The sequence below is a fragment of the Streptococcus sp. 343_SSPC genome, assembly GCF_001072385.1.
Taxonomy (GTDB): Bacteria; Bacillota; Bacilli; order Lactobacillales; family Streptococcaceae; genus Streptococcus.
This window is the reverse complement of the sequence record NZ_JVKU01000012.1, coordinates 60,977-87,235: the sequence shown is the minus strand read 5'-3', so window position 1 is coordinate 87,235 and position 26,259 is coordinate 60,977. Positions and strand designations below refer to the sequence as shown.

Annotated in this window: 25 protein-coding genes and 1 riboswitch; of the genes, 5 read left to right on the top strand and 20 right to left on the bottom strand. The window is 40.5% G+C overall.

Annotated elements, in window-relative coordinates; all coding sequences use genetic code 11:
- From lacB to ADH27_RS03000, 10 genes are all read right to left on the bottom strand, one after another.
- Window positions 1-437 (bottom strand): galactose-6-phosphate isomerase subunit LacB (lacB, locus tag ADH27_RS03045; RefSeq protein WP_048715590.1); only part of this gene is annotated, 437 nt, incomplete at its 3' end.
- Window positions 438-453: 16 nt separating this feature from the next.
- A complete protein-coding gene (gene lacA, locus ADH27_RS03040) occupies window positions 454-879 on the bottom strand; it encodes a galactose-6-phosphate isomerase subunit LacA (RefSeq protein ID WP_023026584.1) in 426 nt (141 codons plus the stop codon).
- Window positions 880-948: 69 nt separating this feature from the next.
- The gene (locus tag ADH27_RS03035; protein ID WP_048715588.1) at window positions 949-1,833 is read right to left on the bottom strand and encodes an aldose 1-epimerase family protein; all 885 of its coding nucleotides are present in this window, start codon (window positions 1,831-1,833) and stop codon (window positions 949-951) included.
- Between the two features lie 103 nt (window positions 1,834-1,936).
- The gene (locus tag ADH27_RS03030; RefSeq protein WP_048715587.1) at window positions 1,937-3,412 is read right to left on the bottom strand and encodes a PTS galactitol transporter subunit IIC; all 1,476 of its coding nucleotides are present in this window, start codon (window positions 3,410-3,412) and stop codon (window positions 1,937-1,939) included.
- Between the two features lie 96 nt (window positions 3,413-3,508).
- A complete protein-coding gene (locus ADH27_RS03025; RefSeq protein ID WP_006148587.1) occupies window positions 3,509-3,814 on the bottom strand; it encodes a PTS sugar transporter subunit IIB in 306 nt (101 codons plus the stop codon).
- A 39-nt stretch (window positions 3,815-3,853) separates the two neighbouring features.
- The gene (locus ADH27_RS03020; RefSeq protein WP_048689142.1) at window positions 3,854-4,330 is read right to left on the bottom strand and encodes a PTS sugar transporter subunit IIA; all 477 of its coding nucleotides are present in this window, start codon (window positions 4,328-4,330) and stop codon (window positions 3,854-3,856) included.
- Between the two features lie 208 nt (window positions 4,331-4,538).
- Window positions 4,539-5,285, bottom strand: coding sequence for a DeoR/GlpR family DNA-binding transcription regulator (locus ADH27_RS03015; RefSeq protein WP_048715585.1), 747 nt, complete (start codon window positions 5,283-5,285; stop codon window positions 4,539-4,541).
- A gap of 326 nt (window positions 5,286-5,611) precedes the next feature.
- Window positions 5,612-7,186 carry a DEAD/DEAH box helicase gene (locus ADH27_RS03010; RefSeq protein ID WP_048715583.1) on the bottom strand — a complete coding sequence of 525 codons (1,575 nt, stop codon included), beginning with the start codon at window positions 7,184-7,186 and terminating at the stop codon, window positions 5,612-5,614.
- Window positions 7,187-7,880: 694 nt separating this feature from the next.
- Window positions 7,881-8,789, bottom strand: a complete 909-nt coding sequence (locus ADH27_RS03005) for a magnesium transporter CorA family protein (RefSeq protein WP_048715581.1) — start codon at window positions 8,787-8,789, stop codon at window positions 7,881-7,883.
- Window positions 8,790-8,870: 81 nt separating this feature from the next.
- Complete coding sequence (locus ADH27_RS03000) at window positions 8,871-9,251, bottom strand: PH domain-containing protein (RefSeq protein ID WP_006596927.1); 381 nt, start codon at window positions 9,249-9,251, stop codon at window positions 8,871-8,873.
- Window positions 9,252-9,352: 101 nt separating this feature from the next.
- A riboswitch (TPP riboswitch) is annotated at window positions 9,353-9,477 on the top strand.
- Window positions 9,478-9,558: 81 nt separating this feature from the next.
- Between ADH27_RS03000 and thiT the strand changes: the two genes are divergently transcribed.
- The gene (thiT, locus tag ADH27_RS02995) at window positions 9,559-10,134 is read left to right on the top strand and encodes an energy-coupled thiamine transporter ThiT (RefSeq protein ID WP_048715579.1); all 576 of its coding nucleotides are present in this window, start codon (window positions 9,559-9,561) and stop codon (window positions 10,132-10,134) included.
- A gap of 115 nt (window positions 10,135-10,249) precedes the next feature.
- Here thiT and ADH27_RS02990 read toward each other — a convergent pair whose 3' ends face one another.
- The 10 genes from ADH27_RS02990 to pbp2b all read right to left on the bottom strand — a co-directional run bounded on the left by ADH27_RS02990 (window position 10,250) and on the right by pbp2b (window position 22,093).
- The gene (locus ADH27_RS02990) at window positions 10,250-11,794 is read right to left on the bottom strand and encodes a peptide chain release factor 3 (protein ID WP_048715577.1); all 1,545 of its coding nucleotides are present in this window, start codon (window positions 11,792-11,794) and stop codon (window positions 10,250-10,252) included.
- Between the two features lie 202 nt (window positions 11,795-11,996).
- Window positions 11,997-13,922 carry a DUF2207 domain-containing protein gene (locus tag ADH27_RS02985; protein WP_048715575.1) on the bottom strand — a complete coding sequence of 642 codons (1,926 nt, stop codon included), beginning with the start codon at window positions 13,920-13,922 and terminating at the stop codon, window positions 11,997-11,999.
- Between the two features lie 60 nt (window positions 13,923-13,982).
- Complete coding sequence (locus ADH27_RS02980) at window positions 13,983-14,663, bottom strand: TIGR02206 family membrane protein (RefSeq protein ID WP_048715573.1); 681 nt, start codon at window positions 14,661-14,663, stop codon at window positions 13,983-13,985.
- 12 nt (window positions 14,664-14,675) lie between these two features.
- The gene (locus ADH27_RS02975; protein ID WP_048715571.1) at window positions 14,676-15,365 is read right to left on the bottom strand and encodes a YwaF family protein; all 690 of its coding nucleotides are present in this window, start codon (window positions 15,363-15,365) and stop codon (window positions 14,676-14,678) included.
- A gap of 28 nt (window positions 15,366-15,393) precedes the next feature.
- Entirely contained in the window at window positions 15,394-16,095 is a 702-nt protein-coding gene (locus ADH27_RS02970; protein WP_048715569.1) for a TIGR02206 family membrane protein, read from the bottom strand.
- Between the two features lie 30 nt (window positions 16,096-16,125).
- Complete coding sequence (locus ADH27_RS02965) at window positions 16,126-16,737, bottom strand: NUDIX hydrolase (RefSeq protein ID WP_048715568.1); 612 nt, start codon at window positions 16,735-16,737, stop codon at window positions 16,126-16,128.
- The gene (locus ADH27_RS02960) at window positions 16,727-18,097 is read right to left on the bottom strand and encodes a UDP-N-acetylmuramoyl-tripeptide--D-alanyl-D-alanine ligase (protein ID WP_048715566.1); all 1,371 of its coding nucleotides are present in this window, start codon (window positions 18,095-18,097) and stop codon (window positions 16,727-16,729) included. The genes ADH27_RS02965 and ADH27_RS02960 overlap by 11 nt, the downstream gene beginning before the upstream one ends.
- Before the next feature lie 88 nt (window positions 18,098-18,185).
- A complete protein-coding gene (locus ADH27_RS02955; RefSeq protein ID WP_048715564.1) occupies window positions 18,186-19,232 on the bottom strand; it encodes a D-alanine--D-alanine ligase in 1,047 nt (348 codons plus the stop codon).
- 172 nt (window positions 19,233-19,404) lie between these two features.
- On the bottom strand, window positions 19,405-20,001 hold the full coding sequence (recR, locus tag ADH27_RS02950) for a recombination mediator RecR (RefSeq protein ID WP_006596694.1): 597 nt from the start codon (window positions 19,999-20,001) through the stop codon (window positions 19,405-19,407).
- A gap of 10 nt (window positions 20,002-20,011) precedes the next feature.
- Entirely contained in the window at window positions 20,012-22,093 is a 2,082-nt protein-coding gene (gene pbp2b, locus ADH27_RS02945; protein ID WP_048715562.1) for a penicillin-binding protein PBP2B, read from the bottom strand.
- A gap of 315 nt (window positions 22,094-22,408) precedes the next feature.
- Between pbp2b and ADH27_RS02940 the strand changes: the two genes are divergently transcribed.
- From ADH27_RS02940 to ADH27_RS02925, 4 genes are all read left to right on the top strand, one after another.
- On the top strand, window positions 22,409-23,236 hold the full coding sequence (locus tag ADH27_RS02940; RefSeq protein WP_048715560.1) for an exodeoxyribonuclease III: 828 nt from the start codon (window positions 22,409-22,411) through the stop codon (window positions 23,234-23,236).
- 10 nt (window positions 23,237-23,246) lie between these two features.
- Window positions 23,247-23,633 carry a bleomycin resistance protein gene (locus tag ADH27_RS02935; RefSeq protein WP_048715558.1) on the top strand — a complete coding sequence of 129 codons (387 nt, stop codon included), beginning with the start codon at window positions 23,247-23,249 and terminating at the stop codon, window positions 23,631-23,633.
- Between the two features lie 439 nt (window positions 23,634-24,072).
- Entirely contained in the window at window positions 24,073-24,810 is a 738-nt protein-coding gene (locus ADH27_RS02930) for a response regulator transcription factor (protein ID WP_048715556.1), read from the top strand.
- Window positions 24,807-26,144, top strand: a complete 1,338-nt coding sequence (locus ADH27_RS02925; protein ID WP_048715554.1) for a sensor histidine kinase — start codon at window positions 24,807-24,809, stop codon at window positions 26,142-26,144. Before ADH27_RS02930 ends, ADH27_RS02925 begins: the two co-directional genes overlap by 4 nt.
- Window positions 26,145-26,259 lie beyond the last annotated feature (115 nt).

The window sequence follows — 26,259 nt, the reverse complement described above, 5'->3', positions numbered from 1 at the left end:
GTTTCCAAATGTTGAATCTTGGCAATCAATTTCTTGTTTTCTTCACTTGGTTTGTATTCTGCATGAATGAATGCTTCAATGATATCACACATGAGCAATTCACCGGTTACTTTCCCACCAAAACCAATGACATTAGCATTGAGTTCTTCTTTTGCATAAAGAGCCGTTGTCATGTCGCGTACCAAGGCTGAACGGATTCCAGGGACCTTATTAACCGCGTTGTTAATGCCAACACCCGTTCCACAGATACAAACTCCAAGGTCTGCTTGACCACTAGCTACTGCTTCTCCGACTTTTTTCCCAAAAATTGGATAGTGGGTGCGCGCATGGTCATAGGTTCCGAAGTCAAGGACTTCATAGCCTTTTGATTTCAAAAATTCAGAAACAGCCATTTTTTCATTTGTGACAATATGGTCACATCCAATTGCAATTTTCATTCTTTTACTCCTCCCCTTAGCACATCTTGTTAAGCATATCGACACGGATTTGGTGGCGACCGCCGTCATACTTACCGTTTACAAAACCTTTGGCGATATTTTTGGCCAATTGGTCACCCACGATTTGAGCACCCATGGTGATCATGCGAGAATTGTTGTGGCCACGAGTCATATAGGCAGAACGCTCATCTGAAACTTCTGCTGCAACCATTCCTTTAATTTTAGTAGCGACCATGAATGGACCAGCTCCGTAAGCGTCAATAACAATACCCAGATTATCTTCTGCTTGTTTCACTTCTTTTGCAACAGCTAAGGTCACATCGACAAAGTCTTGCCCTTCTTCTGTCACGTCCACGACTTGGAAACCTTCTGCTTCCAAATATTCTTTGACTACTTCTTTTAAGCGGATACCTGCTGCATCCGCACCAATAATAACTGACATATTATGCTCCTTCTTTTAATTCATTTTTCAATCAAATACAGAAACTTCTATATTCAACAACATTATTTTCTATAAAATTTCGATTTCAAAACTAAGTTCTGCTTCTTGACCTGCTGGCAAAAGTCGAACTTGCTTTTTATATTCCAAATAATCACTCTCTTCAAGGGAAGTGGATAAACCAGACCAAGGCTCTAAAGCGATAAAAGGTCCTTTATTTGGTGTTGTCCAGATAATCAAGTTTGAAAAATCTGGAAAATGAAGGCTTACTCCTTTTTCGTGCTTTTTAGAGCGGAGGATCACCCTTCTTGATTGTAAGCAATCTAAGGTGATGGCATCCTTTTGGAAGAGATCGTAATCGAGATTTAGGATTTTCTCTTGCTGTAAGAAAGGTGTCCGATCAAAGACGTTTAGCAAGCCTGTCTCTGGATAGGATTTAGGAATACTACAGGTCTCTTCTTGTTCGAATTCCAGGTAGTAATCTTCAAATCCTTCATCCGCCAGTAACGGACAATTAAATCCTGGATGGCCACCAACGAAAAAGGGCATGACTCCTTCCTCACCAAGATGGTGAACCCGATAGGTTACTTGAATCTTCTTACCAAGTAATTGATAAGAAATTTCTAATCTGAAATGATAGGGATATTGCTGATACATTTCTTCCGTATCTTCTATCCCAAAAGTCACCCGATCTTCTGTTTGCTCTACCAGCTCAAAGTTTTTCTTGCGAACCAGCCCGTGGCGAGGGATCTTCCCAACACCTTGAGGGCGATACATGGTTGTATCATTTCGAACCGAACCACAGATAGGAAAGAGAACTGGGGCTTGGCCACTCCAATACTGAGCATCACCCTGCCAAAGATATTCGATACCTTCCTGATCCTTGATAGAGGTCAGCTCACCACCTAACTCCTTGAAACAAACTTCCAGATCATTATTTTTTAAAGCTATCCTCATATTTCACTCCTTAGCATGTTATTTTAGAGAAAAAACTAGGCTACCCCTCCATGTCTGGAAAATTGATACCCTAGTTTTATCAAGTTACATATTTAGGAGCGGATTATTTTGCATTTGCTGCGTATTCTTCGTTACGTTTGATCATTTGTTTTCTGTACCATGCAAAGATTCCAACGTAGAATGCTAAGAAGGCAACAACACCAATAATCAATTTAATATCACCAGTTGTTGCATTACCGATTGTCCAACCAAGCAATTTTTCAACAGGTCCTTCAAGAGTTGAGTGAGTGATCAATTGAGCTTTGTCAACTCCTTCTGGAAAGGCTTTTACACTTTTCGCCAATTCAGTAGCGAATGGTGCGATAAGAGTACCTGAAAGAAGGAAGAGTGGCAACAAGAGTGTTCCAAACACGATCATACGGATCAATTTACCACGTGTTACAACCAACAAAGCTGGAGTCACACCCATAGCGATGATCCCTGCAAGTGGCAAGATACCATTTCCGACTTTAGAAAGAAGCACTGCTTCGATCAACATGATTGGTGCAAGTACGTTTGCACAAGCCCAGATTTCTGCACGACCAGCGATAAATGGCCAGTCCAAACCGATATTGAATTTACGTCCTTGAAGACGTTTAGTAGCAACGTTTGTAATACCTTGTGACAATGGTTCTACCGCTGCGATGAACCAAGAACCGATCAATGAGAACAATTCCAAGCAGACACCGGCAGTCAAACCAAGGCTGATCCAACCTTTAATAACCAATTCCCAAGTTTTAGCATCAGCTACATCAGCAACTGGATGTGGAGTACCCATGATACCGATGACGATACCAAGAAGGAAACCGATGAAGAATTTAGATCCCCAGAAACCAATTTTCTTGTTCAATTTAGCTGCGTCAAAGTCGTATTTGTCAAGACCTGGGAAGAATTTGTCAAAGATTTTATCCAAAACCATGATGATTGGGTTCATCATGTAGTTCATGTGAGTTGAAGTCATAGGTGATGAACTTGGTGCATTCAACAAATCGTCAAATGTTGGTTTCATCAAGTCTGAGTTGATGATTTTCATAATCCCTACAAGAACAACTGCAAGAGTGGCAACTAAGAGGGAAACTCCTGCGCTAACTCCATTTTTATCCGCATACCATTTAATCAAAAGACCTGTGATAGACAAGTGCCAGATATCAAAGATATCGACATCAAGTGTATCTGTTTTCTTCATTGCAAGCATGACAATGTTGACAACCAACATAACTAGCAAGAAGTAAAGTGTCCAGGCAGACCCCCAAGTGATGGTCGCAAGTGGTGCCCAACCAACGTCTGTGATATTCAATTGAATACCAGTGTTCTCAACGAATTTTGCAAGAGACGCTGAGAAAGCTCCATTCAACATACCGATGATTGCACCGATACCTGTAAGGGCGATGGCAAGTTTAATACCACCTTCAAGCGCTTTGGAGAATTTCACTCCAAACAAAAGTGCCAATAGAGTTAGGACGATCAACATGATGATCGGTGCACCCATATCTAGAATGGGTTTGAAAAACTTATTGGCAAAATCGATAATGCCATTCATAATAAATCCTCCCGATTTATATTTTTATATTTTACAAAATTAAGAATGTCAGCAATTCCAGGCATAGGAACCGCTTACAAAATACAGATAAACGAATTAGCTTAAACCGTGTTCTTTGATGGCTGCTTCGATATTGTCATATACCGGAGCGCTCATAGCTGGAATACGGAATAAGATTGGACCAGCTTCAACTACTGGAATACCAGGATCAAAGCCTAAATCTGTTGCAGCGATTGGTGTAAAGATATCATAACCTTTAATCAAATCTTCATTCACATCTTTTACCATTACCGCATCACATTGTACATCATATCCACGGTTTGAAAGCTCTTCTTCTAGAGCGCTTTTGATTTGGTGGCTTGAGTTAACCCCTGCACCACAGGCAGCTAAAATTTTAATCATTTGAATGACCTCCATTATAAATATTTTTAATTTTTACTATTAAGCAATCGCTTCTGTGATATAGCGATATAAGTCTTCTTCAGTTTCCAATTTCGACATGTTTTCAAGATTTCCATTTGTCGTAAAGAAATCCATCAAATGCGCCAAAATGTTTGTTTGGCTGGAACTAGAATTGTTAATGATGAAGAATAAAAGAGAAACTTCTACTTCTTTATCAGGTGCGATCATATTGTGGAAGGTTACCGGATTTTTCAATCGAACAACTACAATATTCTCTGTTAGGTTATGGATGATATCCGTATGAGGAATCGCTACATTCGGAAGATCCTTTCCTAGAAATTCCATATCCAAGCCAGTAGGGAACGATTTCTCTCTCTCTTTTAATGCAGCTCGATAAGAATCTGTCACAATCTGACGTTCTTCCAATAAAGTTGCAACCTGGTCAAACAATTCTTCTTGATTCGCAACATCTAGGCAAAAGACTAATTCCCGATTAAACAGTTGATTTAATCCCATCTTTTCACCCCTTCCACTTTTAAAATATCTTTTAATTACATGATAAGTATATCACTATATGAATGCGCTGTCAATTACAATATGTAATTTTTTGTTCTTTTTTGTTTATTTTTTATAGATTTATTTATAACCCCTCCCCTATTAAAGGATATAAAAAAGACCAGAATCTGCTTGAATCCTGGCCGTTTAGCTGTTTCTTTTCTAATTTTTACAAAATTTTTGTATAAGAATTGTATTTTTCTCGCACCTTATTAGAGATAGAATGATCGGTAATCACCGCATCTAAATCATCTAGACGGTAAAAAGCATAGAAAGAATAGCTGTCAAACTTACTGTTATCTGCTACTACATACTTTTCAATGGCATTGTTAAGAATAATTTTATTACCATTTCCTTCTTCTTCGTTTGCAGTCATTGCTGTATGACCGTCGATTCCATTTACCCCGATAAAGGCTTTCGAAACCTTAATTTCCTTTAAGAGCTTATTAGCAAACTGCCCTACAAAGGTCTGTGTCTTGACCCTATAGCGTCCGCCAACTAGAATGATATCACAATTCGGTTGGTCTTTTAATTTTTCAAAAATCGGCAAGGAATTGGTGACAATACTGACATGTTTCCCATCAAGATAATCGCTAATAAAATCTGTAGTGGTCCCTGCTCCAATAAAAATTGTATCGCCTTCATCAATCAAAGCTGCACATTTTTGAGCAATCTCCCTTTTCTCTTCCACGTTCAACATGTTCTTTTCTGTATGGGAAACTTCTGCCAGACTATCTTTGATTTTTCGATGGGCCCCTCCATGAACACGAACCAACAAGCCTTGTTCTTCTAAGTCCATCAAATCTCGTCGAATTGTCATATCGGTTACACCTAAGAGATCGCTCAGATCCTTAACAGAGACTACTTCATTTTTATCCAACTCTTGTAAGATTGCTACGTGTCTACTCTCTTTCATATGACGTCCTACTTTCCTATTTCTGCTTTCATTATACTATAATAGTGAACATTTTCAATAAGAAACAAACATTTTATCGATTTTTTTCTATATTAATCACTTATTTTGTTGGTCATTTTTGTAGAAAAAATTTATTTTTTGTTCATCTTTTTAAAAAAAGTAGATTTTTTTTAGCAAATCTGTTGACAGGACTTATAAAAAGTTGTATTCTTAATATGTTAACAGAATTGATAGCGCTATCACAGAGTGATAGCAAACGTTTTGTTTACGAATTTCGGTCTCCTTATAAATATACAAGGGTAAACATGTGTTTACCCTTGTATTTTTTATTTATCTCCTTTGTTCCGAATCACAAAGCCTGTTTTCTTCTCGCTTGACGTATTGCGAGGTTTTTTATGATCCTTACGGTAACGTTTCTCTTTATCAAAGCGATCCTTTGAACGTCCACCTTTACGATAGTCATCACGACGACCATTGCCACGGCGATCACGATCTCGACGGTCATCACCACGACGTCCACCGCGACCAGACTTGCCTTTTCCGCCAAATCCACCACCAGATGGTTTGAATGGTAATGGTTTCTCACGCGCAATTTCAACTTCTGGAAGACTATCTGGATCCTGAACCGTCAAGCTAAGGATGTACATGGCCAATTCTTCTGGGCTGAATTCTGCAGCCAATTTACGAGCGTCTTTGGCAAATTTGTCGAAGTTACCTCGAATAGCTTCATCCGCAAAGTCACGTTCAATTTTCTTGAGTGCAACCTGTTTCTTAGCTTGGAAGGCTTCTTCTGCACTTGCAGGCTTGAGGCCTTTCATGCGTTTCTTGGTCAAGTTTTCAATGATTTGAAGGTAGCCCATCTCATTTGGTGCTACGAAAGTAATCGATTGACCTGACTTACCAGCACGACCTGTACGGCCGATACGGTGAACATAGCTTTCTGGATCTTGTGGAATATCATAGTTGTAGACATGGGTCACACCTGAGATATCCAAACCACGAGCTGCAACGTCTGTTGCTACGAGGACATCCAGATTGCCATTTTTGAAATCACGAAGGACTCGAAGACGTTTGTTTTGGTCAAGGTCTCCATGAATCCCTTCTGCACGGAAACCACGGATCTTCAGACCACGAGTCAACTCATCTACACGGCGTTTGGTACGACCAAATACGATCGCAAGCTCTGGTTGCTCCACGTCCATGAGACGAGTCATGGTGTCAAATTTTTCTTGTTCCTTAACTCGGATATAGTACTGATCTACTAGTTCGGTTGTCAACTCTTTGGCAGCAATCTTCACATGCTCTGGGTCTTTCATAAATTGAACCCCGATGCGTTTGATAGCTTCAGGCATGGTTGCTGAAAAGAGTAAGGTTTGACGATTTTCTGGGACACGAGAGATGATGGCTTCAATATCCTCAAGGAAGCCCATGTTGAGCATCTCATCTGCTTCGTCCAGGATGAGGGTTTCAATGTCTTGTAATTTCAAGGCCTTGCGTTTGATCAAGTCTAGGAGACGACCAGGCGTTCCAACTACGATATGAGCACCTGATTTAAGTGCCTTGATTTGTTTTTCGATACTTGAACCACCATAAACAGAACGGACTTTTACACCCTTGCTTCGACCAAAGCGGAAGAGCTCTTCCTGACTTTGTACAGCTAGTTCACGAGTTGGCGCGATGACCAAAGCTTGAATGGTCGCTTCTTCTGTACGAATTTTTTCAAGGGTTGGCAAGCCAAAGGCTGCAGTTTTCCCTGTACCAGTCTGAGCTTGACCGATAACATCTTTCCCATCAAGAGCCAAAGGAATGGTTTGCTCTTGGATAGGACTTGCTTCTACAAATCCTGCTTTTTCAATTTCTGCTAACAAATCAGCAGAAAGATTAAATTCATTAAATTTCACGTTATTCTTCTTTCTAAAGATGGTGCGAAGCCATCCTATAGCGCTTAGTTTATACTTTTCTTGTCATGACGTACTTTCATAGCTTTTATGAAAGACCGTGTTGCTTCTTTTCCACTAAAGAAAAGTACTGCTTTCTTTGCAACTTATCTAGTATACCATAGACTAGGGTTAAAAGATAGTAAAACGAAACAGGTTAAAAGGTTTTTATTGCGTAACCCCTTTCAAAAAAGTTCTTTCTACCTTTGGATAATTAGTATAATTTATTTTTTAAATTTGCGATAATATAAAAGACTGTGAAGTCTCTTCTTTACTTTGAATCACCTCATAAAAACAGCGTTACAATAGGCTTTCTAAAAATTTTCACTCACAATAAATCCCCTTTTATTTTGGGATTGTTTCCTTGATTTTTAATATGAAAATATGTATAATGATTCTAGTATCTAGGTTATTTCAGTATCATTAAAATGCTTCATTCATTTAACTGATTCAACGATTCAATCCAATTATAAATTGTTTATAATCCACTCAGTACTTTTAAATCTACTCCTACTATTTCCAAGAAGATTTTGTACAGTCGATCACTTGTATCAAAACTGCCTCTTCTTCTTAGGGGAGGCAGAGTTAAAAATGAAGGATTTTCTGAAATAGCCAAGATACGAAAGAGGTAAGGAATTTCTTCCCTACCTCTCTTTTTTTATCGTTTATGGGCAATCCAGCGCAAGATTCGTGATAACATCAACCACAAGACGAAGCTAGCGACCGAAATATAAATCCAGGCATTGGGATCATTTGTAAACGGCAATGGAACATTCATTCCAAAGAAACCAGTGACAACTGCTAAGACCGCTAACAGAGCTTCTAAGATGGTCAAGGTGGTCAAATTATCATTCAAATTGTTATTTAGGATGTTATTGTAAGAGCTAGACAATTGCTGCAAGACCTGAGAGTTCAACTCCGTCATATACACCAACTGTCTGGCCTCAATCATGGCATCATCAAATTGTTCTTTTTCCACATCATCAAATTGTCGGTAGATTAGGTGAGCCCTGATATGTTCCAGAAGCATGCGATTTTGCTTGGCAGCGGATGCTAGATAGACCATACCTGTTTCCACGTCAGAAAGAGCATAAAGGTTCTTACTAGTTGTCGTTTTTCGTAAGAGACGAGTAATCTCATCCTTGTGCTTATCTAGACGCTCAATAATCGGATAATAAGCATTACTAATCATCTCAAGGCCTGCAAACAAGAGTTTAAAGGTGGATAAACTTTCATGAGCATCAACATAGCGTTCCATTTGTGCAATAATATAGGCGTTGTCTCGGTTACTAATAGTTACAAGACGTGGCCCCTGGACAATGAAAGTCATTGGAATCGTTTCATAATATTCCTTTTCCTTTTCCATGTCCAAGACATTATAAATAAAAGTCACAGTTCCATTTTCACGGTTGTAATCCATGTGGGCACGTTCATTTTTATCCAATGCATATTCAATGGTTTCTTGATCAATACCATACTTTTGGTACAACTGGGATGTTTCTGCAATCAAGTCAGAATCAATATTAATCCAACTCCGACCATCTCCTAACTTTTTTTCAACGAACATTTCGTTTCCTCTTTACCTTATCTACCAGTACTCCTACCGATCATCCAAAATCACTATACGAGTCCTGTCCTCATTCACTTATCAACGCAAAACAGCTGCTGCCAAAGCCTGCTGGATTTCGATGACACTATTATCACTCTTAAATTGGAGTGTTTCTGATGGTTCTACAGCTGATGAGACCCAAATTTTTAATTCAGCATCCAAATCAAAATGACCAGATGTTTCTACTGAAAAACGCGAAATGGAACGATAAGGAAGGGATTTATAAGATGTTTTCTTCCCTGTCATCCCTTGTTTGTCCACCAAAATGAGACGGTACTCCGTAAAGACAATCAAGTCACGAATCAAGCTAAAAGCCAGGGTTACCTGCTCACCTGGAACTAGGATATCCCCTAAATCTTTTTCAACCTTATCGACGTCTTTTTGAGAAGCATTGCCCATCAAACCTGCAAAAATACCCATGATTATTTCCTCCACAACTTGTGCATTTTCTATCTTTATAACTATACCATATTTTTTGCGAGTTAAAAAGTTGCAGGAAGTTTTTTTAGATAGTATAATGTAAGAGTCACAAGAGGAGCATTTGCTGAGATTGGCTAGCTTGGATACCATAGGTGTTCGTTACTGGCCTAAACTCTTACCACCTGATCAGGTTAGGACCTGCGTAGGGATGTGTCTCAAAACAGAATGAAATAGAGAACTTCTATGACGTCGTTTTGGTGTGGCAACAAATGAGCCAATCAAAACGATTGGTATAGGAGGTTTTTTTATGTCGAAAACTACGGTTCGACCAATGATTGAGGTCGCTCTCTTAGCGACCATTGCTTATATCTTGGATTTGGTTACTCAACCCATGTCCTTAGGTCCTTGGATTTCTCTATCCTTTAAAATGGTTCCTATCTTTCTCCTTAGTTTTCGCTGGGGCGTCAAGGCTGGTGCCATGGGGGGATTCATCTGGGGACTCTTGCAAGTCGTAACGGGGGAAGCAGCTGGTGGTTGGTTGACTCCAATCCAAGGTTTCTTAGAATACTTTGTAGCCTTCAGCTTGATTGGTCTGAGTGGAATTGTCAAACCTGCCCTTGATAAGGCTATCCAAGAAAAGAAACGACTTCAGACACTCACTTATATTACTGTCGGAGTCATCTTGGGTGGATTGGCACGCTACCTCATTCACTACATTGCAGGTGTCATCTTCTGGGGAAGCTATGCTCCAGCTGGCCAAAGTGCCTATATTTATTCTCTTGTTGTGAATAGTTCGTCCTTCTTAGGGGAAACCATTGCTAGCCTCATTGTCTTCTTTATCTTACAAGAATTTTTGGGAAGACTCCTTATTACAGAACAATAAAAACCAGCTCGCTTGAGCTGGTTTTTTTAACTAATATATTCTATTCCCAAAGTAAGCCTAAAGAGTGGCTAGCGTCCAACAATTAGGGACTTTAGTTCCAATTGTTGGTGCTGAGTTACATCTTTTCCTCTAACTCGACATCTGGATACTTGTCCGCAAACCAGCGGAGGGCAAAGTCGTTTTCAAAGAGGAAGACAGGCTGGTCAAAGCGGTCTTTGGCCAAGATGTTCCGGCTTGAAGACATGCGCTCATCTAAGTCTTCTGGTTTGATCCAGCGAACGGTCTTTTTACCCATTGGGCTCATGACCACTTCTGCATTGTATTCATTTTCCATGCGGTGCTTAAAGACTTCAAACTGGAGTTGCCCAACTGCACCTAACATGTATTCCCCTGTTTGGTAGTTGGTATAAAGCTGGATGGCCCCTTCTTGCACCAATTGCTCAATCCCCTTGTGGAAGGATTTTTGCTTCATAACGTTCTTAGCAGATACCTTCATGAAGATTTCAGGCGTAAAGGTTGGCAGTGGTTCAAATTCGAACTTGTTTTTTCCAACAGTCAGTGTATCCCCAACTTGATAAGTACCAGTATCGTATACCCCGATGATATCTCCAGCTACGGCATTGGTCACATTTTCACGGCTTTCGGCCATAAACTGGGTGACATTTGATAGCTTAGCGCCCTTACCAGTACGAGGGAGGTTAACATTCATCCCACGCTCAAATTCACCCGATACAATACGGACAAAGGCAATCCGGTCACGGTGACGAGGGTCCATATTGGCCTGGATTTTAAAGACAAAGCCTGAGAAATCCTTGTCATAAGGGTCGACAATCTCTCCATCTGTCTTCTTGTGGCCATGTGGTTCTGGAGCAAACTTCAAGAAGGTTTCCAAGAAAGTCTGCACCCCAAAGTTCGTCAACGCTGATCCGAAGAAGACTGGTGTTAATTCACCCGCAAGGATGGCTTCTTCTGAGAATTCATTCCCAGCTTCTTGCAAGAGTTCGATGTCGTCTTTCACTTGCTCGTAGAAAGGATTGTTAGCAAAAAGCTTGTCCCCATCTTCTAGACTAGCAAAACGCTCATCTCCTTTATAGAGCTCCAAGCGTTGGTTATAAAGGTCATAGAGTCCCTCAAAGGCTTTCCCCATCCCAATCGGCCAGTTCATTGGGTAACTTGCGATGCCCAAGACTTCTTCCAGTTCTTGCAAGAGGTCCAGTGGCTCGCGACCGTCACGGTCCAGCTTGTTCATAAAGGTAAAGACTGGAATGCCACGGTGTTTGACAACCTCAAACAATTTCTTGGTTTGGGCCTCGATACCCTTGGCAGAGTCCACCACCATGACTGCAGCATCTACCGCCATCAAGGTACGGTAGGTATCTTCTGAAAAGTCCTCGTGCCCTGGGGTGTCTAGGATGTTGACCCGTTTTCCATCATAGTCAAACTGCATCACGGATGAAGTTACCGAAATCCCACGTTGTTTCTCGATATCCATCCAGTCAGATTTAGCAAAGTTACCTGTTTTCTTTCCTTTTACCGTACCGGCTTCCCGAATCTCTCCCCCAAAGTAGAGCAACTGCTCTGTAATCGTCGTTTTACCAGCATCCGGGTGGGAGATGATGGCAAAGGTACGGCGTTTTTTAATTTCGTCAGTTATTGTCATTCTTTCTTCCTCAGTTATTTTTTTAAAACGTATTTTTTAGTAGGTAGGATCCTTCTACATTGGTTCTCTCCTTTTACCTTAACTAACCTATTATAGCGGAAATAGAGCCTTTTTTCAATCGTCAGTATAGTTACAATTTAAAAAGCCCGAGTGAGAACTACAATAGTTCTACATCCTAGACTTCATTAAATAACAAGTACTATTAGAAGGCGCCAAATCCTCCTCCTCCTCCACCTCCAGAGAAACCACCGCCGTCAAAGCCACCACTGCCATCTGAAGAGTTAATAGAGAAGTTTGAAACACTATAGGAATTATCTGCATAGGCCATTAAAGTAGAGCCATCTAGAAAGGTATTTGAAGAGGATGTTAGCCAAACAAGAGCATCCCAGTCTTCATATGGTAAGGAAATCTGATGATTTTGGAGTACCTGACTCACTTTTTTAGCTTGACCATACAAGGTCGCGTACACCAAAATACGATTCCATAGGACCACACTCTCAAGTTCTGCTTGGTTGAAATTTGGAATACTTTCGATCATATTTCTAAAAGCCATCCATTGGAATTGCGAATCCAAGTTCTCTAAGGATTGTAGATGATCTTCACGGATTTTCACAACAATATAAAATGGAATGAATAACAGAACCAAAAGTAAAATGATCCAAAAATAGAATGAAGATATGTGTGAACCAAATCCAAATGTTAAGAAACACATGCTCACAAATAAGATCAGTAAGAGCCAAAAGTGTAAGGCACAGCCTGTTTTTGAAAAAGCTTCTTCTTTCTCAGTTAAGTCTCTAAAATAAGAGGGCAATCCTAATTTCGCAATCTCCTTGTCAACACCTTTTGACAATTGCTGGGCATCTTTTTTTAAAAGCGATTGAACATCACTTCCGACCTTTCGAATGCGATCTCGTTGCGCCTCTGTTTTAGCAGCCCGAAAATCTTTTTTTAGAGCTACTTGATTAATTTTATATTTTGAGAATACCTCGCTAATCTTGATTTCAGTTTCTTGATTAAAAAGCATGTCAATAAACTGTAATTCAAAATCAGCCAAGCCTTCATGGTGAAGACAGGTCAACCTTTCCCCGTTTTCATTCCTAGTCAAACGAAGATTTCCTCGGTCAATGAGATCTAACATTGTTGCTTGAATGAGATGGTTAAATTTTAATTGACCTTTCTCTCTAAATATCACCATTTGTTCAAAATCAAGTTGATACAGCGCCTTAGCTAGGACAAAGGGTGGCAAATTCTGTGGTGGTTCGTATAATCGTACACCTTTTGAAATCCGACGAGTTCTGGTACTGATCATATAGCGGATCCAGGGAATGAAAGCTAGGACAAATAAAAGAATGGATACAATTGGAATGACGCTGAGAAATAGTGTCTTGTAGATGACTGTTTTTTGTTGAATGGATTTTTCTTTTTTTAGAAATGTATCCTTTCCCTTTTCCTTTTTAATCTCATTAGATTGGCCTCGACGCAGAGCTTCTGTCATGGGCCAATAAGCGTGGAGTTCCAATTTTCCATTCTTTGGGAAGTTCCTTAACTGAATGTGATAGCCAGTCACAGTCCGTTCAATCTGGGCTGGTGAATTAAAATAACCGGTATGAGCATACAACTCTCCCTCATTGGCATCCAAGCCATCCACATAAAAATCTAATTTCGAGACGTCCTCATCCCCATCTGAAATAGGGAACCAATTGAGCTCGGCTATATCGGAATACAGTTCTAGAATATGATCAATCTTCCATACGACCTTGATGGTAACTTTGCCCCCAACGATTCTTGAATTGTAGATTTTTAATAGACGTCCATCCCCTAGATCCGATTCTTCTACACGGATCTCTCGTTTTTCACCATCCACATAGGCTTCAACTTGAGGATTTTCATGGATTTTGAATCCTTTGGGAAGGGGATCTACACTCCCTAAAGTTACATACTGCCCATTGTAGCCTGTTGAAAAAACATAGCTAATCTCTTGTGTGAATGTCGCTTGGTTATCTTCCCGCAAGTGGAGGTGTCCCACATAGGACTCAATCGAATAACGAACTTCATCATCTGCCTGAGCCGGACTAACCGTACAAAATAAGCCACACAAGATAGCAAGGACTAATAAAAACCTCTTCATTTCAAACTCCTATTAACTAAAAGAAGGCTGAGACTGATTGTCCCACCCTCCTTTTTCTTTTTATCGAACAACTCTTTCTCTAGCAAGTCTACGACTGAAAAATACATTAAAGAGAAGCAAGGCTGCTGCTAAGATACTGGAGACCACGACGTAATTCACCAAGAGGCTGTCCCCTTTGATAATCGGTGGCCGGGCCATGAGTCCATAATTGCCTCCAGTGACTTGGTTGACGCCGACTAGAAACAGATCTAGGACAAAGGTATAAAGAACAATCTCTCGATTTTTTAAGAGGCTCGAATCATAGCATCTCAAGAGATAAATCAAGGAATTGACCAAGAGACAGTAATGCCCTAAGAGGAAAGAAAAGCTCGTAATATGAGGGAAGGTGTAGGGATCAAAGACTGGATAGCCCAAGGCAAAAATCGCTCCACTCACTCCCATCAAGGCAAAGAACTGCTTGCTCTTCCATCGGTCTGGCAACAGCAAGACCGCAAACATGGCCAAACGACAATGGTACAAGGGTAAACTATTGGACCAGGGAAGCTGAAAAGCAAAATACCAGATATAGAGACAGATCAATTGAAAAATTTGTAAGTTTCGAAAGATCTTCCGAAATTGTTCATTTTGATAGTAACGTAATGAAGCCCAAACTGCCATTAGGATTAAAAGAACCATGACCCCATACCAAAGGAGCGGGATAACAGGTGGTGCAGTGGATTCAGTTGTAAAAAAATGATGCATACGATCTCCTTATTAAACGGATTCAGATCTCCTATTTCTTTTCTTACTGGACTTAACGATCACATTGATCAGGATAAGGGTTCCTGTCATCAGGATGGTCACGATCAAATAGTTGAGCACAAGTCCATGATCACCAAGTACAGGAGGACGACGCATAAATCCATAATTTCCACCTGTTACAAGATTCGCAAGCTGAATAATAGCATTAACCCCAAAAGTCATCTGACAGATTTTCCAAGCATCCCTTGCTTCCACCTGGTAGGATTGGACCAGATAGATCAAGCAATTGGCCAAGAGAGCCCAGTGCCCAAAGACATTGTTGATCGAGGATACGTGAGGAAAAGGATAGGGATAAAAGACGGGATGAACCAAAGCCATGATAGAGCCAAAGACTCCTATCAGGGCAAAATACTGCTTGAAACTTCCCTTAGGAGCCAAGAGAATGATCCACATGGCCATCCGGCTATGATAGAAGGGTAGGCTCTCTGAAAAAGGCAAGCATGCTGCAATATACCAAGCGTTGATAATCAGCAACTGGATCAATTGCCCCCAATACCAAAAGTTTTGATAGCCTTTGGAAGAGGCCAATCGAATAGACAGAAGCCCCACCACTACCAATGATGTCGGCAACAAGAAATACCAAGCCCCCAATTGAGGAGGAGCCGTTGGTTGACTGGTGAAAAATAAATCCCAAAGAGTCATGTCTTCCTTACCTCAGCTCAACTAATTTCTATTCCGAACGCGAACCGACAGTCTCTTCAACCATCTTGTATTTGTACTTATAACGTTGGTTGACCAAGAAAATTCCAGCTACCATCACAAAGCTAACCAAGAGGTAGTTTAAGAGAGCACCGTGGTCGCCAATGATTGGTGGACGCCGTAAGAAGCCATAATCTCCTTTCGTCAAAACATTTACCAAGAAAATCAAGGCATTCATGCCAAAAGTGATCTTGAAAATTCTCAAGCTGTCTTGTTTTTCAGATTGATAATGATCCTGTAGGTAAATCAAACTATTGGCAAGCAAGGCCCAGTGGCTAAAAATTAGATTCAACACTGTGATATGAGGGAATGGGAAGGGATCAAAGGCTGGATACACCAAGGCCGCAATCGATCCTAAAACTCCCAAGAGAGCAAAATATTGCTTGATATAGGTCCCTTTAGGGGCAAAGAGAATCACCAACATGGCCAAGCGGCAATGATAAAAAGGCAAATTATCCGTCAAAGGCATGTGGGCGAGAATATACCAAGCATTGATGGTCAGGACTTGGATCAACTGTGCCCAATACCAAAAGCGTTGGTAGCTTTTGGACTGCGCATATCTGATGGAAAAGTAACCAACCACCAACAAAGAAGCTGGCAGAATGAAATACCAGAGACCAAACCCAGGCGGGGCTGATTTTTGGTTTGTAAACAATAAATCCCAAAGTGTCATTTTCACATTCCTTTAATTTATAGATCGTTTTTAATCACAATACAAATCTCGTTTCCCATCATAAACCTCCCAAAGGAAGTTCAATTGTTCTTCTGTATTGCGCTTGGTAGAAAGAGCAGGCATTTTCTCTCTCTCAAAAAAGGCAAGATCGGAAATTTCCTGATTCTGTTGAAAACTTCCATCCAGCAATTCACATTCAAATACCAATTTCACATATTGGCGGCTTTGCAATTGGTAGCGATTGGTATCAAATACTGCCAACAAGCGATTGACACGTGCTAAATAGCCCGTTTCTTCTTGGATTTCCTTTAAAATATTTTCTTTAGGAGAATAGCCAACCTCACCAAAGCCACCCGGCAAAGCCCAGGTCTCTTCTCCCTGACCTTTCACTAAACAAAGTTTGTCATCTTTGACAATCCAGGCCCTTACATCAATCAAGGGAGTGTCGTAATGGTCTGTCGGACGAAACAAATCCGATAATTCTTGTGGATTCAAATCAGTCGCTTCTCTGACAAGATCCTGTAAAATGGCACGAATATCCTGATAGCGCTCTTGATCAAATGGATCTTTTGAAAACGCTAAGCCTGTATTGGTGATTGAAATCAAGCGCTGAATGTTCTTTAGTACATTATTACTCGCCATTCTCCAACTCCTCTACCAATTTGGCTAGATTCATAGAATTGCTTCCCTTGATGAGGATTTGGTCCTGCTCTTTTAAGCTTTCCTTGACTTGTTTGACCAAGTCCTCAAACTGGTCTTCCTCAGCGGTCTTTTTGAAATAATAGACATGTCCGAGCGGGAACATCTGGCTCGCTAATTGAGCCAAGCCCGCAATATCTTGACCGTAGAAAATAACGGTATCCAAGACATCCGGTGACAGGCTGAGGATCATTTGGTTGTGCAAATCAATGGATTGCTCCCCTAGTTCTTTCATATCTGCCAAGACCGCTAGCTTGCGACCATTTGGATTGGCGGGAATGGTCGAGAAGGTTTCTAAAATTAAGCGCATGGCCGTTGGGTTGGCATTGTAGACATCTGATAGGATATCCGCTCCGTTACTTGCCTTCTTCCATTCTGTGCGGTTCTTAGTAAGCTCTAATCCTTTAAAGCTTGCACGGATGGCCTCTTCGCTGACTCCTTCTTGCAAGGCAACATAGGCCGCAATCATGGCATTGGTCGCATTGTATTTGCCTGTGACAGGTAAGTCAATAGCATCTGATAAGAAGTTCGCTTCAAAAGTCAGGCTATCCTTGCGTTCCTCCAACTTGGTAATACTGATATCTGCTCCTTCACCAAAGCGCACAAGCTCTTGTTGACTCGGTAAAAAATCCCCGACAATGGGATCGGCCGGCACTAGAAGCAAGCCACCAGCTGGCATCCCATCCGCAATTTGCAATTTTCCTTTAGCGATTTCTTTGCGATCTTTGAAAAACTCAAGATGAGCTTCCCCAATAAGGGTTACGATTGCTGCTTTTGGATGCGCAATTTCTGAGAGAAGATGGATATCTCCCAGATGGTCCTGCCCCATTTCAAGGACAAGCTTCTCTGTCTCTTCTGGCATATGGAGAACCGTATAAGGAAGGCCAATCTCGTTATTGTAGTTCCCTTGTGTTTTATAGGTTTTGTAGGTAGTTGACAGCAATTGAGCCAACATATCTTTGGTCGTTGTCTTACCGTTTGAACCAGTGACTGCCAAGACATCTACTTGACTTTTCTCCAACACATATTGGGCTAATTTTTGAAAGGCTGCTAGAACATCATCTACCAACAAATACGGGTGGCCTTCTACTTCTTTTTCAGACAAGGTCGCTACAGCCCCATTTTCAAAGGCCGTCTCGATGAAATCATGACCATCACGCGCCCCCTTAAGAGGGACAAAAAGGTCACCAGTCCCAATCAAACGGCTATCGAATTCAGGCTTGGTAAGGGCTACATCTTCAAATTGGCTGATATCATTGCGAGCAGCCAGGACACCTGCTACTTCGTGCAAGGTTAGATTCATAGTATTCTCCTCTAAAAAGGGGGAGCAGGAAGAAAATCGACTCCTCATTGAGTTGATTCCATCCCCCACTCCCACTTGGAACAGATTCTTACAGTAAGTGTGCTTCGCGTTTTTCGAAAGTTGCTTTTGCCAACTCAACCAAACGCTCGATCAAATCAGGATAGGACAAGCCCATGTTGTCCCACAGCAAAGGATACATAGACCATTGGGTAAAGCCAGGCATGGTATTGAGCTCATTCAAGTAGATGCCCCCATCCTCTGTGTAGAAGAAATCACAACGGGAGAGACCTTTCCCACCAATGGCACGGAAGGCCAATTCGGCATTCTGACGCATGGTCGCAGCAACTTCTGCAGGGATTTCAGCTGGAATCGCCATCGTAATCTTATTATCGATGTATTTGGCTTCGTAGTCATAGAAGGCTACATCTTTGACCACCTCACCAGGGAGGGTACTTTTTACATTATAGTTTCCTAATAGTCCCACTTCGATTTCGCGCGCTACGACACCTTGCTCAACCAGAACACGGCTATCGTATTTAAAGGCCAATTCCAAAGATTGACGAAGTTCTGCCTGGTTCTCTGCTTTTGAAATCCCGACACTAGAACCCATGTTCGAAGGCTTGGTGAAGACCGGATAGGTCAATTCTTTTTCGATTAAGGCAATTTTAGCTTCTAGGTCATCTCCTTCAAGGACTGCCACATAAGGAACTTGTGGAATCCCTGCAGATTCTAGGACCCGTTTGGTGGTAATCTTGTCCATCGCCACACTAGAAGAAAGGATATCACAACCCACATATGGGAGTTTCAAGACTTCTAGGAAACCTTGAACCGATCCATCTTCTCCCATTGGTCCGTGAAGGACTGGAAAGACAACCGCTCCTTCTTGGTAGATACTGCTCGGAGATACTTTAGCTTCCCAATCAATGGTCTCGTTGGTCATCAAGCGTTCTGTTTCAGCAGGCTTCTCTTCAAAGCTTTGGGTCTTAATGAAGTCTCCCACCTGAGTAATGAAATAGGTCTCAACAGAATACTTGTCATAATTAATCGCCCGCATGACGCTTTCAGCTGAAAGTACAGACACTTCGCGCTCTGCGCTACGGCCACCATAAAGAAGTACAATTTTTTCTTTTGCCATTGTTTGGTCCTAATCCTTTTTTTAATTTTGTGCTTCCTGATTGACTTGTCAGAAACACACCTCACAACCGAGTTCGTCCCTCTAGTATACCACACTTTAAAAAGAAAGAAAACGAGAGAGAACACCTAAAAAACAAAAAAACCGGAGGGCTTCCTCCAGTTTCTGTAACCGCTTATAACTCGGTTCGATTTTCAATAGCTCGGAGAAGGGTCACTTCGTCCGCATATTCGATATCAGCTCCGACAGCTAATCCACGTGCCAGGCGGGTCACTTTGATGCCAGCTGGTTTGAGGACGCGTGAGATATACATAGAAGTTGCTTCCCCATCTGCAGTTGCATTGGTCGCCACAATCACTTCTTGGACCTCATGATCCATTAATCGTGTGATCAAGGACTTGAGGTTAATATCATCTGGTCCGACCCCATTCATGGGCGAAATCAAGCCATGAAGGACATGGTAGCGACCGTGGTACTCCTGAATATTCTCCATGGCTGACACATCTCGACTATCTTCTACCACTAAGATGGTCGATGGATCGCGCGTCTCGTCTCGACAAATGGCACACTCTTCTTCATCTGTTAAGTTCCCACAGATGGAACAATAGCTTAACTCCCGCTTTGCTGACAAGAGATTCTTGGCAAACTCATTGACATCGTCATCACTCATTCCGATGGTATAAAAGGCCAGACGAGTTGCTGTTTTGATCCCAATACCAGGGAGCTTCGAATAACTTTCAATTAATTTTGCGATAGGTGTTGGATAGAGCATAGCTTCCTTTCTAATTCATAGGATGTTTTTGCTGGTAGAGATTGATAATCTCTCTGGTAATACTGTGACTAACAGTCGCTTGGAGATTGGTATTGTGAGGGAAGACGACTGCCACCGCAATCTGAGGATTTTCAGATGGGGCATAGGCGATGACATTGGTATTTACAGCAGGGGTCCCACCATTTACAAATGTTTCTGCAGTCCCGGTCTTCGCACTGATTGGAACGGCAGCTCCTTCTCCGATAGTTTTACCAGTTGTTAAGCCACTGGTTCCGTATACAACCTGATAAAAACCTTGTTTAATGATAGCTAGATTTTCGGGTGTCAAAGCTACTTGATTGAGTTCTTTTGTTGCAATCTCTTCTTTCAGAGGGCCCAAACCTCCCTTGGCATCATTCTCATAAATTCCTTGGACCAAGTGTGGCGCCACGCGTTTCCCATCGTTGGCAATGGTTGCAACATATTGAGCCAACTGCATAGGGGTATAGTTATCAAACTGACCAAAGGCGTCTGTTAGGTAATTACCAATCGTGAACTCTTTGGGAACATAGCCCGTTGATTCATTTGGAAGGTCAATTCCCGTCTCTGTTCCCAGACCATAAGAGGCAAAGGTCGATCGCAATTTGTTCATTGCTGGATCCAATTGGTCTGTCTTCAAACTCATGTTTGGCTGATAGGGTTGGCCCATCAAATTAAGAGCTATCTGCACCATATAGGTGTTAGAAGAATATTCCAACGCTTGGACCGCATTGATTTCTTGACTTCCAAACTGCGTGAACCAAGAAGTGATAGGAGCTGAACCAGAAAAGGAGATTGGTTGATCCAATAGGACTTGATTCCCAGAAATCACCCCATTTTCCCATCCTGCTGTCAAAGTCGCTGCTTTCACAACCGATCCTGGAACAAAGACGTTGGTCACTGTCCCTAAAGCGTCAGGAGTCAGGTCTTGCGAACCAGCTTCATGTTTCATCCCCGCCATCGCAAGAATTTTACCCGTTTTTGGATCCAAGGCAACAGCATAGACCCCTTCTGAGTAGGTGGCATTGCCAGCGGCCAATTCTGCCTGGAAGGACTTCTTCAAGATGTCTTCCACTCCTCTTTGGAAATCCAAATCAATGGAAAGCTTGATATTGTTTCCCTTGCTTCCTTTGGAGAGGGTTTCGATCTTTTCGACATTGCCATTCTTGTCCAAATGGATTTCTTTTTCAACCCGTTCTCCTTGAAGGACAGACTCATATTGTTTTTCTAGATAAGAAGTTCCGACGCGATCATTTAAGGCATAGCCTTTTTCCAAATAATCATCCACTTCTTCAGCTGGAAGACCTGCTTGCTCTGTCGACACACTACCGACGATGGAAGCCAAGGGGCTATCAACCACTTTTCGATCCCAACTCGTGATCACTTCAAATCCTAGAAATTCTTTTAAATGATCTTTAACCGTCGTTACCTGCTCATCGGACATCGGATCTGTCACAATCGTAGCACTGGCAAAGTTTTCAACGGCATTCATTTGGCTGAAGAGATAGATGGCTTTCTTTTCTTCTTCTGTATAGCCTAATTTTTCAGTCTCAATACTATCAACAGCATGCTGATAGATAGTTGCTTCTGGGAGTGGATTCCCGTCCGTGTCGATACGCTCCTCCTTGGGCAACTTATCCACTACCTCTTTATAGACTTCCGAATTTGCGAGATAAAAGTCGATCTCTTGACGCTTGGTGATTTGGGGATTCGAAACACTTACATAATTCAGAAGAAGCTGAGCTGTTTGACGCATTTCTTCTGCAGTAAACTTATTGCTTCGGGTAAAGGACAAGACCTTCTTGTCAACATTTTCTACCAGAGGCTGACCAGAAGCATCATAGATCTGCCCCCGGAGACTCCCTCTTGTTAAGTGTTTTTTGGTGGCTTTTGCCAATTTTTGTGTATAAAAGCCTTGATGAGTAATCTGCATATACCCTAGTCGAGCAATTAAAATCAAAAAGAGGGTACAGACTATACTGAATAACAAATAAAGTCGTCTAGTAATCCACCGATTATCAAATTTTCTCACCTTAGCATTCGCTTTTTTTGAACGTTTAGATTTTTGCGCCATACCTCTCCTTTCACTGTGATTCTCAGCCCCAGTCCCTAACAATACCTGGTAAAAATAGGATAACTTTAAAGGGAATCTGAGGAATATTTCTATTTTAAACTCAACTTCCATTATAGCACATTTCATCCAGACACGAGTCGCTAGACCAGATAAAATCATCGTTATTCTGAACTCCTTGGCAAGCATTCGTTTATGCATATGCGGGAGGCATAGCTCTTGACTGCAAAATAGCTCCTTCCTCAAATCACAGGAGACAAGTGATAGGAGATTTTTTGGTATAATAGAAACATCGAAAAAGTTAGTAAAGGAAACGATATGAAACTGATCTCATGGAATATTGACTCATTGAATGCCGCCTTGACGAGTGACTCTGCACGCGCAAAACTCTCTCAAGACGTCCTCCTCACCTTGGTTGCAGAGGATGCGGATATCATTGCCATTCAGGAAACAAAATTATCTGCCAAAGGACCAACAAAAAAACACTTAGAGGTCTTAGCAGAACTCTTCCCCGGATATGAAAATACTTGGCGGTCCTCTGTAGAACCAGCCCGCAAAGGCTACGCAGGAACCATGTTCCTCTATAAAAAAGAATTGACACCAAGGGTAACCTTCCCAGAAATCGGTGCTCCTTCTACCATGGACGTTGAAGGTCGGATTATTACCCTAGAATTTGATGACTTCTTTGTGACCCAGGTCTATACTCCGAATGCTGGAGATGGGCTCAAACGCTTGGAAGAACGCCAAATCTGGGATGCCAAATATGCAGACTACTTGGCAGAACTAGACCAGCAAAAGCCTGTTCTGGCAACAGGAGACTACAACGTAGCCCACAAGGAAATCGACTTGGCTAATCCAGCCAGCAACCGTCGTTCCCCAGGCTTTACCGATGAAGAGCGTGCTGGCTTTACTAACTTGCTAGCCAAAGGATTCACTGATACCTTCCGCCACTTGCATGGGGACCTTCCAGATCAATATACTTGGTGGGCACAGCGTAGCAAGACATCTAAAATCAACAACACAGGCTGGAGAATTGACTACTGGCTCACTTCTAACCGCATTGCGAACAAGGTAACTAGATCAGCTATGATTGACTCTGGTGCCCGTCAAGACCATACACCAATTGTCATGGAGATTGATCTCTAAGGAGGAAACAATGGACTATCAAGCTGTCATCCCTGAATTTGTCGTATCGGATATCGAGAAATCGCGTCGCTTCTACTGTGACTTATTGGGATTCTCTATCCAATACGAGCGTCCAGAGGAAAAATTTCTCTTCCTTTCGCTTGAAGACTGCCAGCTGATGCTAGAAGAAGGCAAGGAGGAAGAATTATCCCAACTGACCTATCCTTTCGGTCGGGGTATTAATATTTCCTTTGGCATTAAGGATGTCCCTCAGCTCCACCAAAAACTGCTGGAAGCTAACTATCCCATCCATCGTCCGCTGATAAAAAGAGAATTTCGAGTCGGAGATAACTTTATCTATCCCCAGGAATTTGCGATTTTGGATCCAGATGGTTATTTCTTAAGATTTAGTGAATAAGAAAAAGGAGGCTATGAACTGCACCTCAAAAGTTAGACAGAAAAAATCTAACTTTTGAGGTGCAGTTCATCTTTAATCTTTTTCTTTTACTAGAGAAAATTTAAAAAACTCAAGAATAGCATTAAATCAGTATTTCCAAAAGTTTTCACTATATGGTGGAATATCTCTATTAGGGCAATTTAAAAATTAGAGATTCATTCTTAGTTTACCGTGCCCGATTTTTTTATAAACACTCTACTTTAACCAAAGATGTTCCTTGAGGAGTGTTTATGATAAAATAAGGATTATGGACAAACCATCCAGCTGCAAAAACTATCATTACAGAAAAATGAGAAACTATATTCGATAAATAAACAGTGTCTTCAAAGACAAGTTAAAGAGAAAATATGACTGATTTTTTTCTAGGATGAAAGGATCAATAGTTTCAGAAGGGAGAAATATGCTAAATATCTTTGTATTAGAAGATGATTTTCTACAACAAACACGTATTGAAACAGCAATCAAGAAATGTATGACAGATCATCATCTAAAGTATAAATACTTAGAGGTATTTGGGAAGCCAACACAATTGTTAGAGGCCATCAAAGAGACAGGAAATCACCAATTCTTTTTTTTAGATATTGAAATTAAAGGGGAAGAAAGAAAAGGAATGGAAATTGCGCGTGAGATTCGTGAAAAAGATCCTAGCGCTTCAATCGTATTCGTAACGACTCACTCAGAATTCATGCCCGTTACCTATCGTTATCGCGTCTCCGCTTTGGATTTTATTGATAAAGGATTAAATGATCAGGATTATCAGGAAGCGATCTCATCTGTTTTGATACATGCTGCTGAGAACGTCAATAAAACAATAGGGGAGGATTCCTTCAGCTTTAAATCCGAGCATTCCCAGATTCAAGTCCCTTTCTCAGATATTCTATATTTTGAGACATCTTCGACCGTTCATAAGGTCGTTTTAACAACTAAAAAAGGACACATGGAATTTTATGGTAAAGTCTCAGATATTGCTAAAACCGACAAGCGACTTTACCAAAGTCATCGAGCTTACGTTGTAAATCCAGAGAATGTCGTTCGTATTGATAAAGCAAATCATATTGTTTATTTTGAAAACGATGAATCATGCTTTGTATCACGTTTAAAACTAAAAGGGCTAGTTGAAAAGGTAGATAAAAAATGACTCTAGAGTTTGAAGGTGTGTTTTTTGTTAGTTGGTTAATAAGGTTAGTTATTTTTCAACAAATTAGTTATTCAAAATTTAAATTACCATATTTGTTTTTAATACCTGCCCTACTGACATTGATTGAATACTATTATTATGATGTTGTCTTTTGGGGAGAAATATTATTTTTACCTTCCATCACTTTCTTTCTAAAATCTCGAGAAAGATGGAATTGGTTACAATACATATTCTACTGTTTTTTTACTTTAACAATTTTTGATATGTTGAGCAGTCTATCATCTATCTATTTCCAGTTTTTATTTAGAGTATCAGAGGAGGTTTTAGATAAAAATATATGGATGGATTGGATACCAATACTATTAACCTTTCCTGTATACATTATATTTTTTAAAATATTTCGAATTAATATCGAGTTACTTTCACAAGAGGTTAGAAATAATAAATTTTCAATGGTAGTAAAGATTTTTAGTATAACGATGATAATCTATTACCTCTTAAGTTATATACTCTCAAGTATACCTACACTTGAATATGCTGGTTTATTTCCTACCCATATAGACGATATATACTACAAAAGAATAGTTATCTTCAGTTACGTCCCTATCTTTTTAGGTTTTCTATTTTATATCCAACACATTATTAAAGAAAATATCAATATAGAAATTCAAAAGATGAAAGATTCACAGATAGATTCAATAAGTAAATATAGCAATCACATTGAAGCTCTTTACAAAGAAGTGAGAAGTTTTCGTCATGATTATACAAATATATTAGTCAGCTTAAATGAATCGATAAAGAAAAGAGATATAGATGGGGTAGAGAGGATCTATAATGCTGTACTAAAAGACTCTGATAAATCCTTTTACAATAGTCAATACGACATTGCTAAACTTGTTCATTTAAAAAACCTAGCAATGAAATCGGTTGTATCTGCAAAATTGATTGAGGCACAAAATCGAGGAATTGATGTCTCTGTAGAAATAGCTGAACCTATCGGAACTCCTCAAATAGATTTAGTCGATTTTATTACGATACTATCTGTCTTTTTAGATAATGCCATAGAAGCTGCAGTTAACGCAGAAGCTCCAAGAATTAGTTTTACTTATTTTCAAGAGAATGAAAATAAAATTTTAGTTATCTATAATACCACTGCTGACTATAAGATCCATACTAAAAATATTTTCCAATATGGAGTCTCAACCAAAGGAGAGGGACGAGGTATCGGTCTTTCCAATGTCAAACAAATCCTTTCCAAATATCCTAAAGTCACTTTAGAAACAAAAAGTATAGATCATGAATTTACTCATGAATTAAAGATGTACGAAGGATAACTTTAAAATTAGAATAAATGGTCTGTTTTTTATAATTCCATTCATTATAAAAAACAGACCATTTATTAGATTGATCATTTCTTTTATTAAATTTGAAATATACTGTTGTGTGTAA

What these genes read in the sequence shown, in the direction of transcription:
- lacA (WP_023026584.1), bottom strand. Translation starts at nt 879, where the DNA reads ATGTCAGTTATTATTGGTGCGGATGCAGCAGGTATCCGCTTAAAAGAA.
- ADH27_RS03035 (WP_048715588.1), bottom strand. Translation starts at nt 1,833, where the DNA reads ATGAGGATAGCTTTAAAAAATAATGATCTGGAAGTTTGTTTCAAGGAG.
- ADH27_RS03030 (WP_048715587.1), bottom strand. Translation starts at nt 3,412, where the DNA reads ATGAATGGCATTATCGATTTTGCCAATAAGTTTTTCAAACCCATTCTA.
- ADH27_RS03025 (WP_006148587.1), bottom strand. Translation starts at nt 3,814, where the DNA reads ATGATTAAAATTTTAGCTGCCTGTGGTGCAGGGGTTAACTCAAGCCAC.
- ADH27_RS03020 (WP_048689142.1), bottom strand. Translation starts at nt 4,330, where the DNA reads ATGGGATTAAATCAACTGTTTAATCGGGAATTAGTCTTTTGCCTAGAT.
- ADH27_RS03015 (WP_048715585.1), bottom strand. Translation starts at nt 5,285, where the DNA reads ATGAAAGAGAGTAGACACGTAGCAATCTTACAAGAGTTGGATAAAAAT.
- ADH27_RS03005 (WP_048715581.1), bottom strand. Translation starts at nt 8,789, where the DNA reads ATGTTCGTTGAAAAAAAGTTAGGAGATGGTCGGAGTTGGATTAATATT.
- ADH27_RS03000 (WP_006596927.1), bottom strand. Translation starts at nt 9,251, where the DNA reads ATGGGTATTTTTGCAGGTTTGATGGGCAATGCTTCTCAAAAAGACGTC.
- thiT (WP_048715579.1), top strand. Translation starts at nt 9,559, where the DNA reads ATGTCGAAAACTACGGTTCGACCAATGATTGAGGTCGCTCTCTTAGCG.
- ADH27_RS02990 (WP_048715577.1), bottom strand. Translation starts at nt 11,794, where the DNA reads ATGACAATAACTGACGAAATTAAAAAACGCCGTACCTTTGCCATCATC.
- ADH27_RS02985 (WP_048715575.1), bottom strand. Translation starts at nt 13,922, where the DNA reads ATGAAGAGGTTTTTATTAGTCCTTGCTATCTTGTGTGGCTTATTTTGT.
- ADH27_RS02980 (WP_048715573.1), bottom strand. Translation starts at nt 14,663, where the DNA reads ATGCATCATTTTTTTACAACTGAATCCACTGCACCACCTGTTATCCCG.
- ADH27_RS02975 (WP_048715571.1), bottom strand. Translation starts at nt 15,365, where the DNA reads ATGACTCTTTGGGATTTATTTTTCACCAGTCAACCAACGGCTCCTCCT.
- ADH27_RS02970 (WP_048715569.1), bottom strand. Translation starts at nt 16,095, where the DNA reads ATGACACTTTGGGATTTATTGTTTACAAACCAAAAATCAGCCCCGCCT.
- ADH27_RS02965 (WP_048715568.1), bottom strand. Translation starts at nt 16,737, where the DNA reads ATGGCGAGTAATAATGTACTAAAGAACATTCAGCGCTTGATTTCAATC.
- ADH27_RS02960 (WP_048715566.1), bottom strand. Translation starts at nt 18,097, where the DNA reads ATGAATCTAACCTTGCACGAAGTAGCAGGTGTCCTGGCTGCTCGCAAT.
- ADH27_RS02955 (WP_048715564.1), bottom strand. Translation starts at nt 19,232, where the DNA reads ATGGCAAAAGAAAAAATTGTACTTCTTTATGGTGGCCGTAGCGCAGAG.
- recR (WP_006596694.1), bottom strand. Translation starts at nt 20,001, where the DNA reads ATGCTCTATCCAACACCTATCGCAAAATTAATTGAAAGTTATTCGAAG.
- pbp2b (WP_048715562.1), bottom strand. Translation starts at nt 22,093, where the DNA reads ATGGCGCAAAAATCTAAACGTTCAAAAAAAGCGAATGCTAAGGTGAGA.
- ADH27_RS02940 (WP_048715560.1), top strand. Translation starts at nt 22,409, where the DNA reads ATGAAACTGATCTCATGGAATATTGACTCATTGAATGCCGCCTTGACG.
- ADH27_RS02935 (WP_048715558.1), top strand. Translation starts at nt 23,247, where the DNA reads ATGGACTATCAAGCTGTCATCCCTGAATTTGTCGTATCGGATATCGAG.
- ADH27_RS02930 (WP_048715556.1), top strand. Translation starts at nt 24,073, where the DNA reads ATGCTAAATATCTTTGTATTAGAAGATGATTTTCTACAACAAACACGT.
- ADH27_RS02925 (WP_048715554.1), top strand. Translation starts at nt 24,807, where the DNA reads ATGACTCTAGAGTTTGAAGGTGTGTTTTTTGTTAGTTGGTTAATAAGG.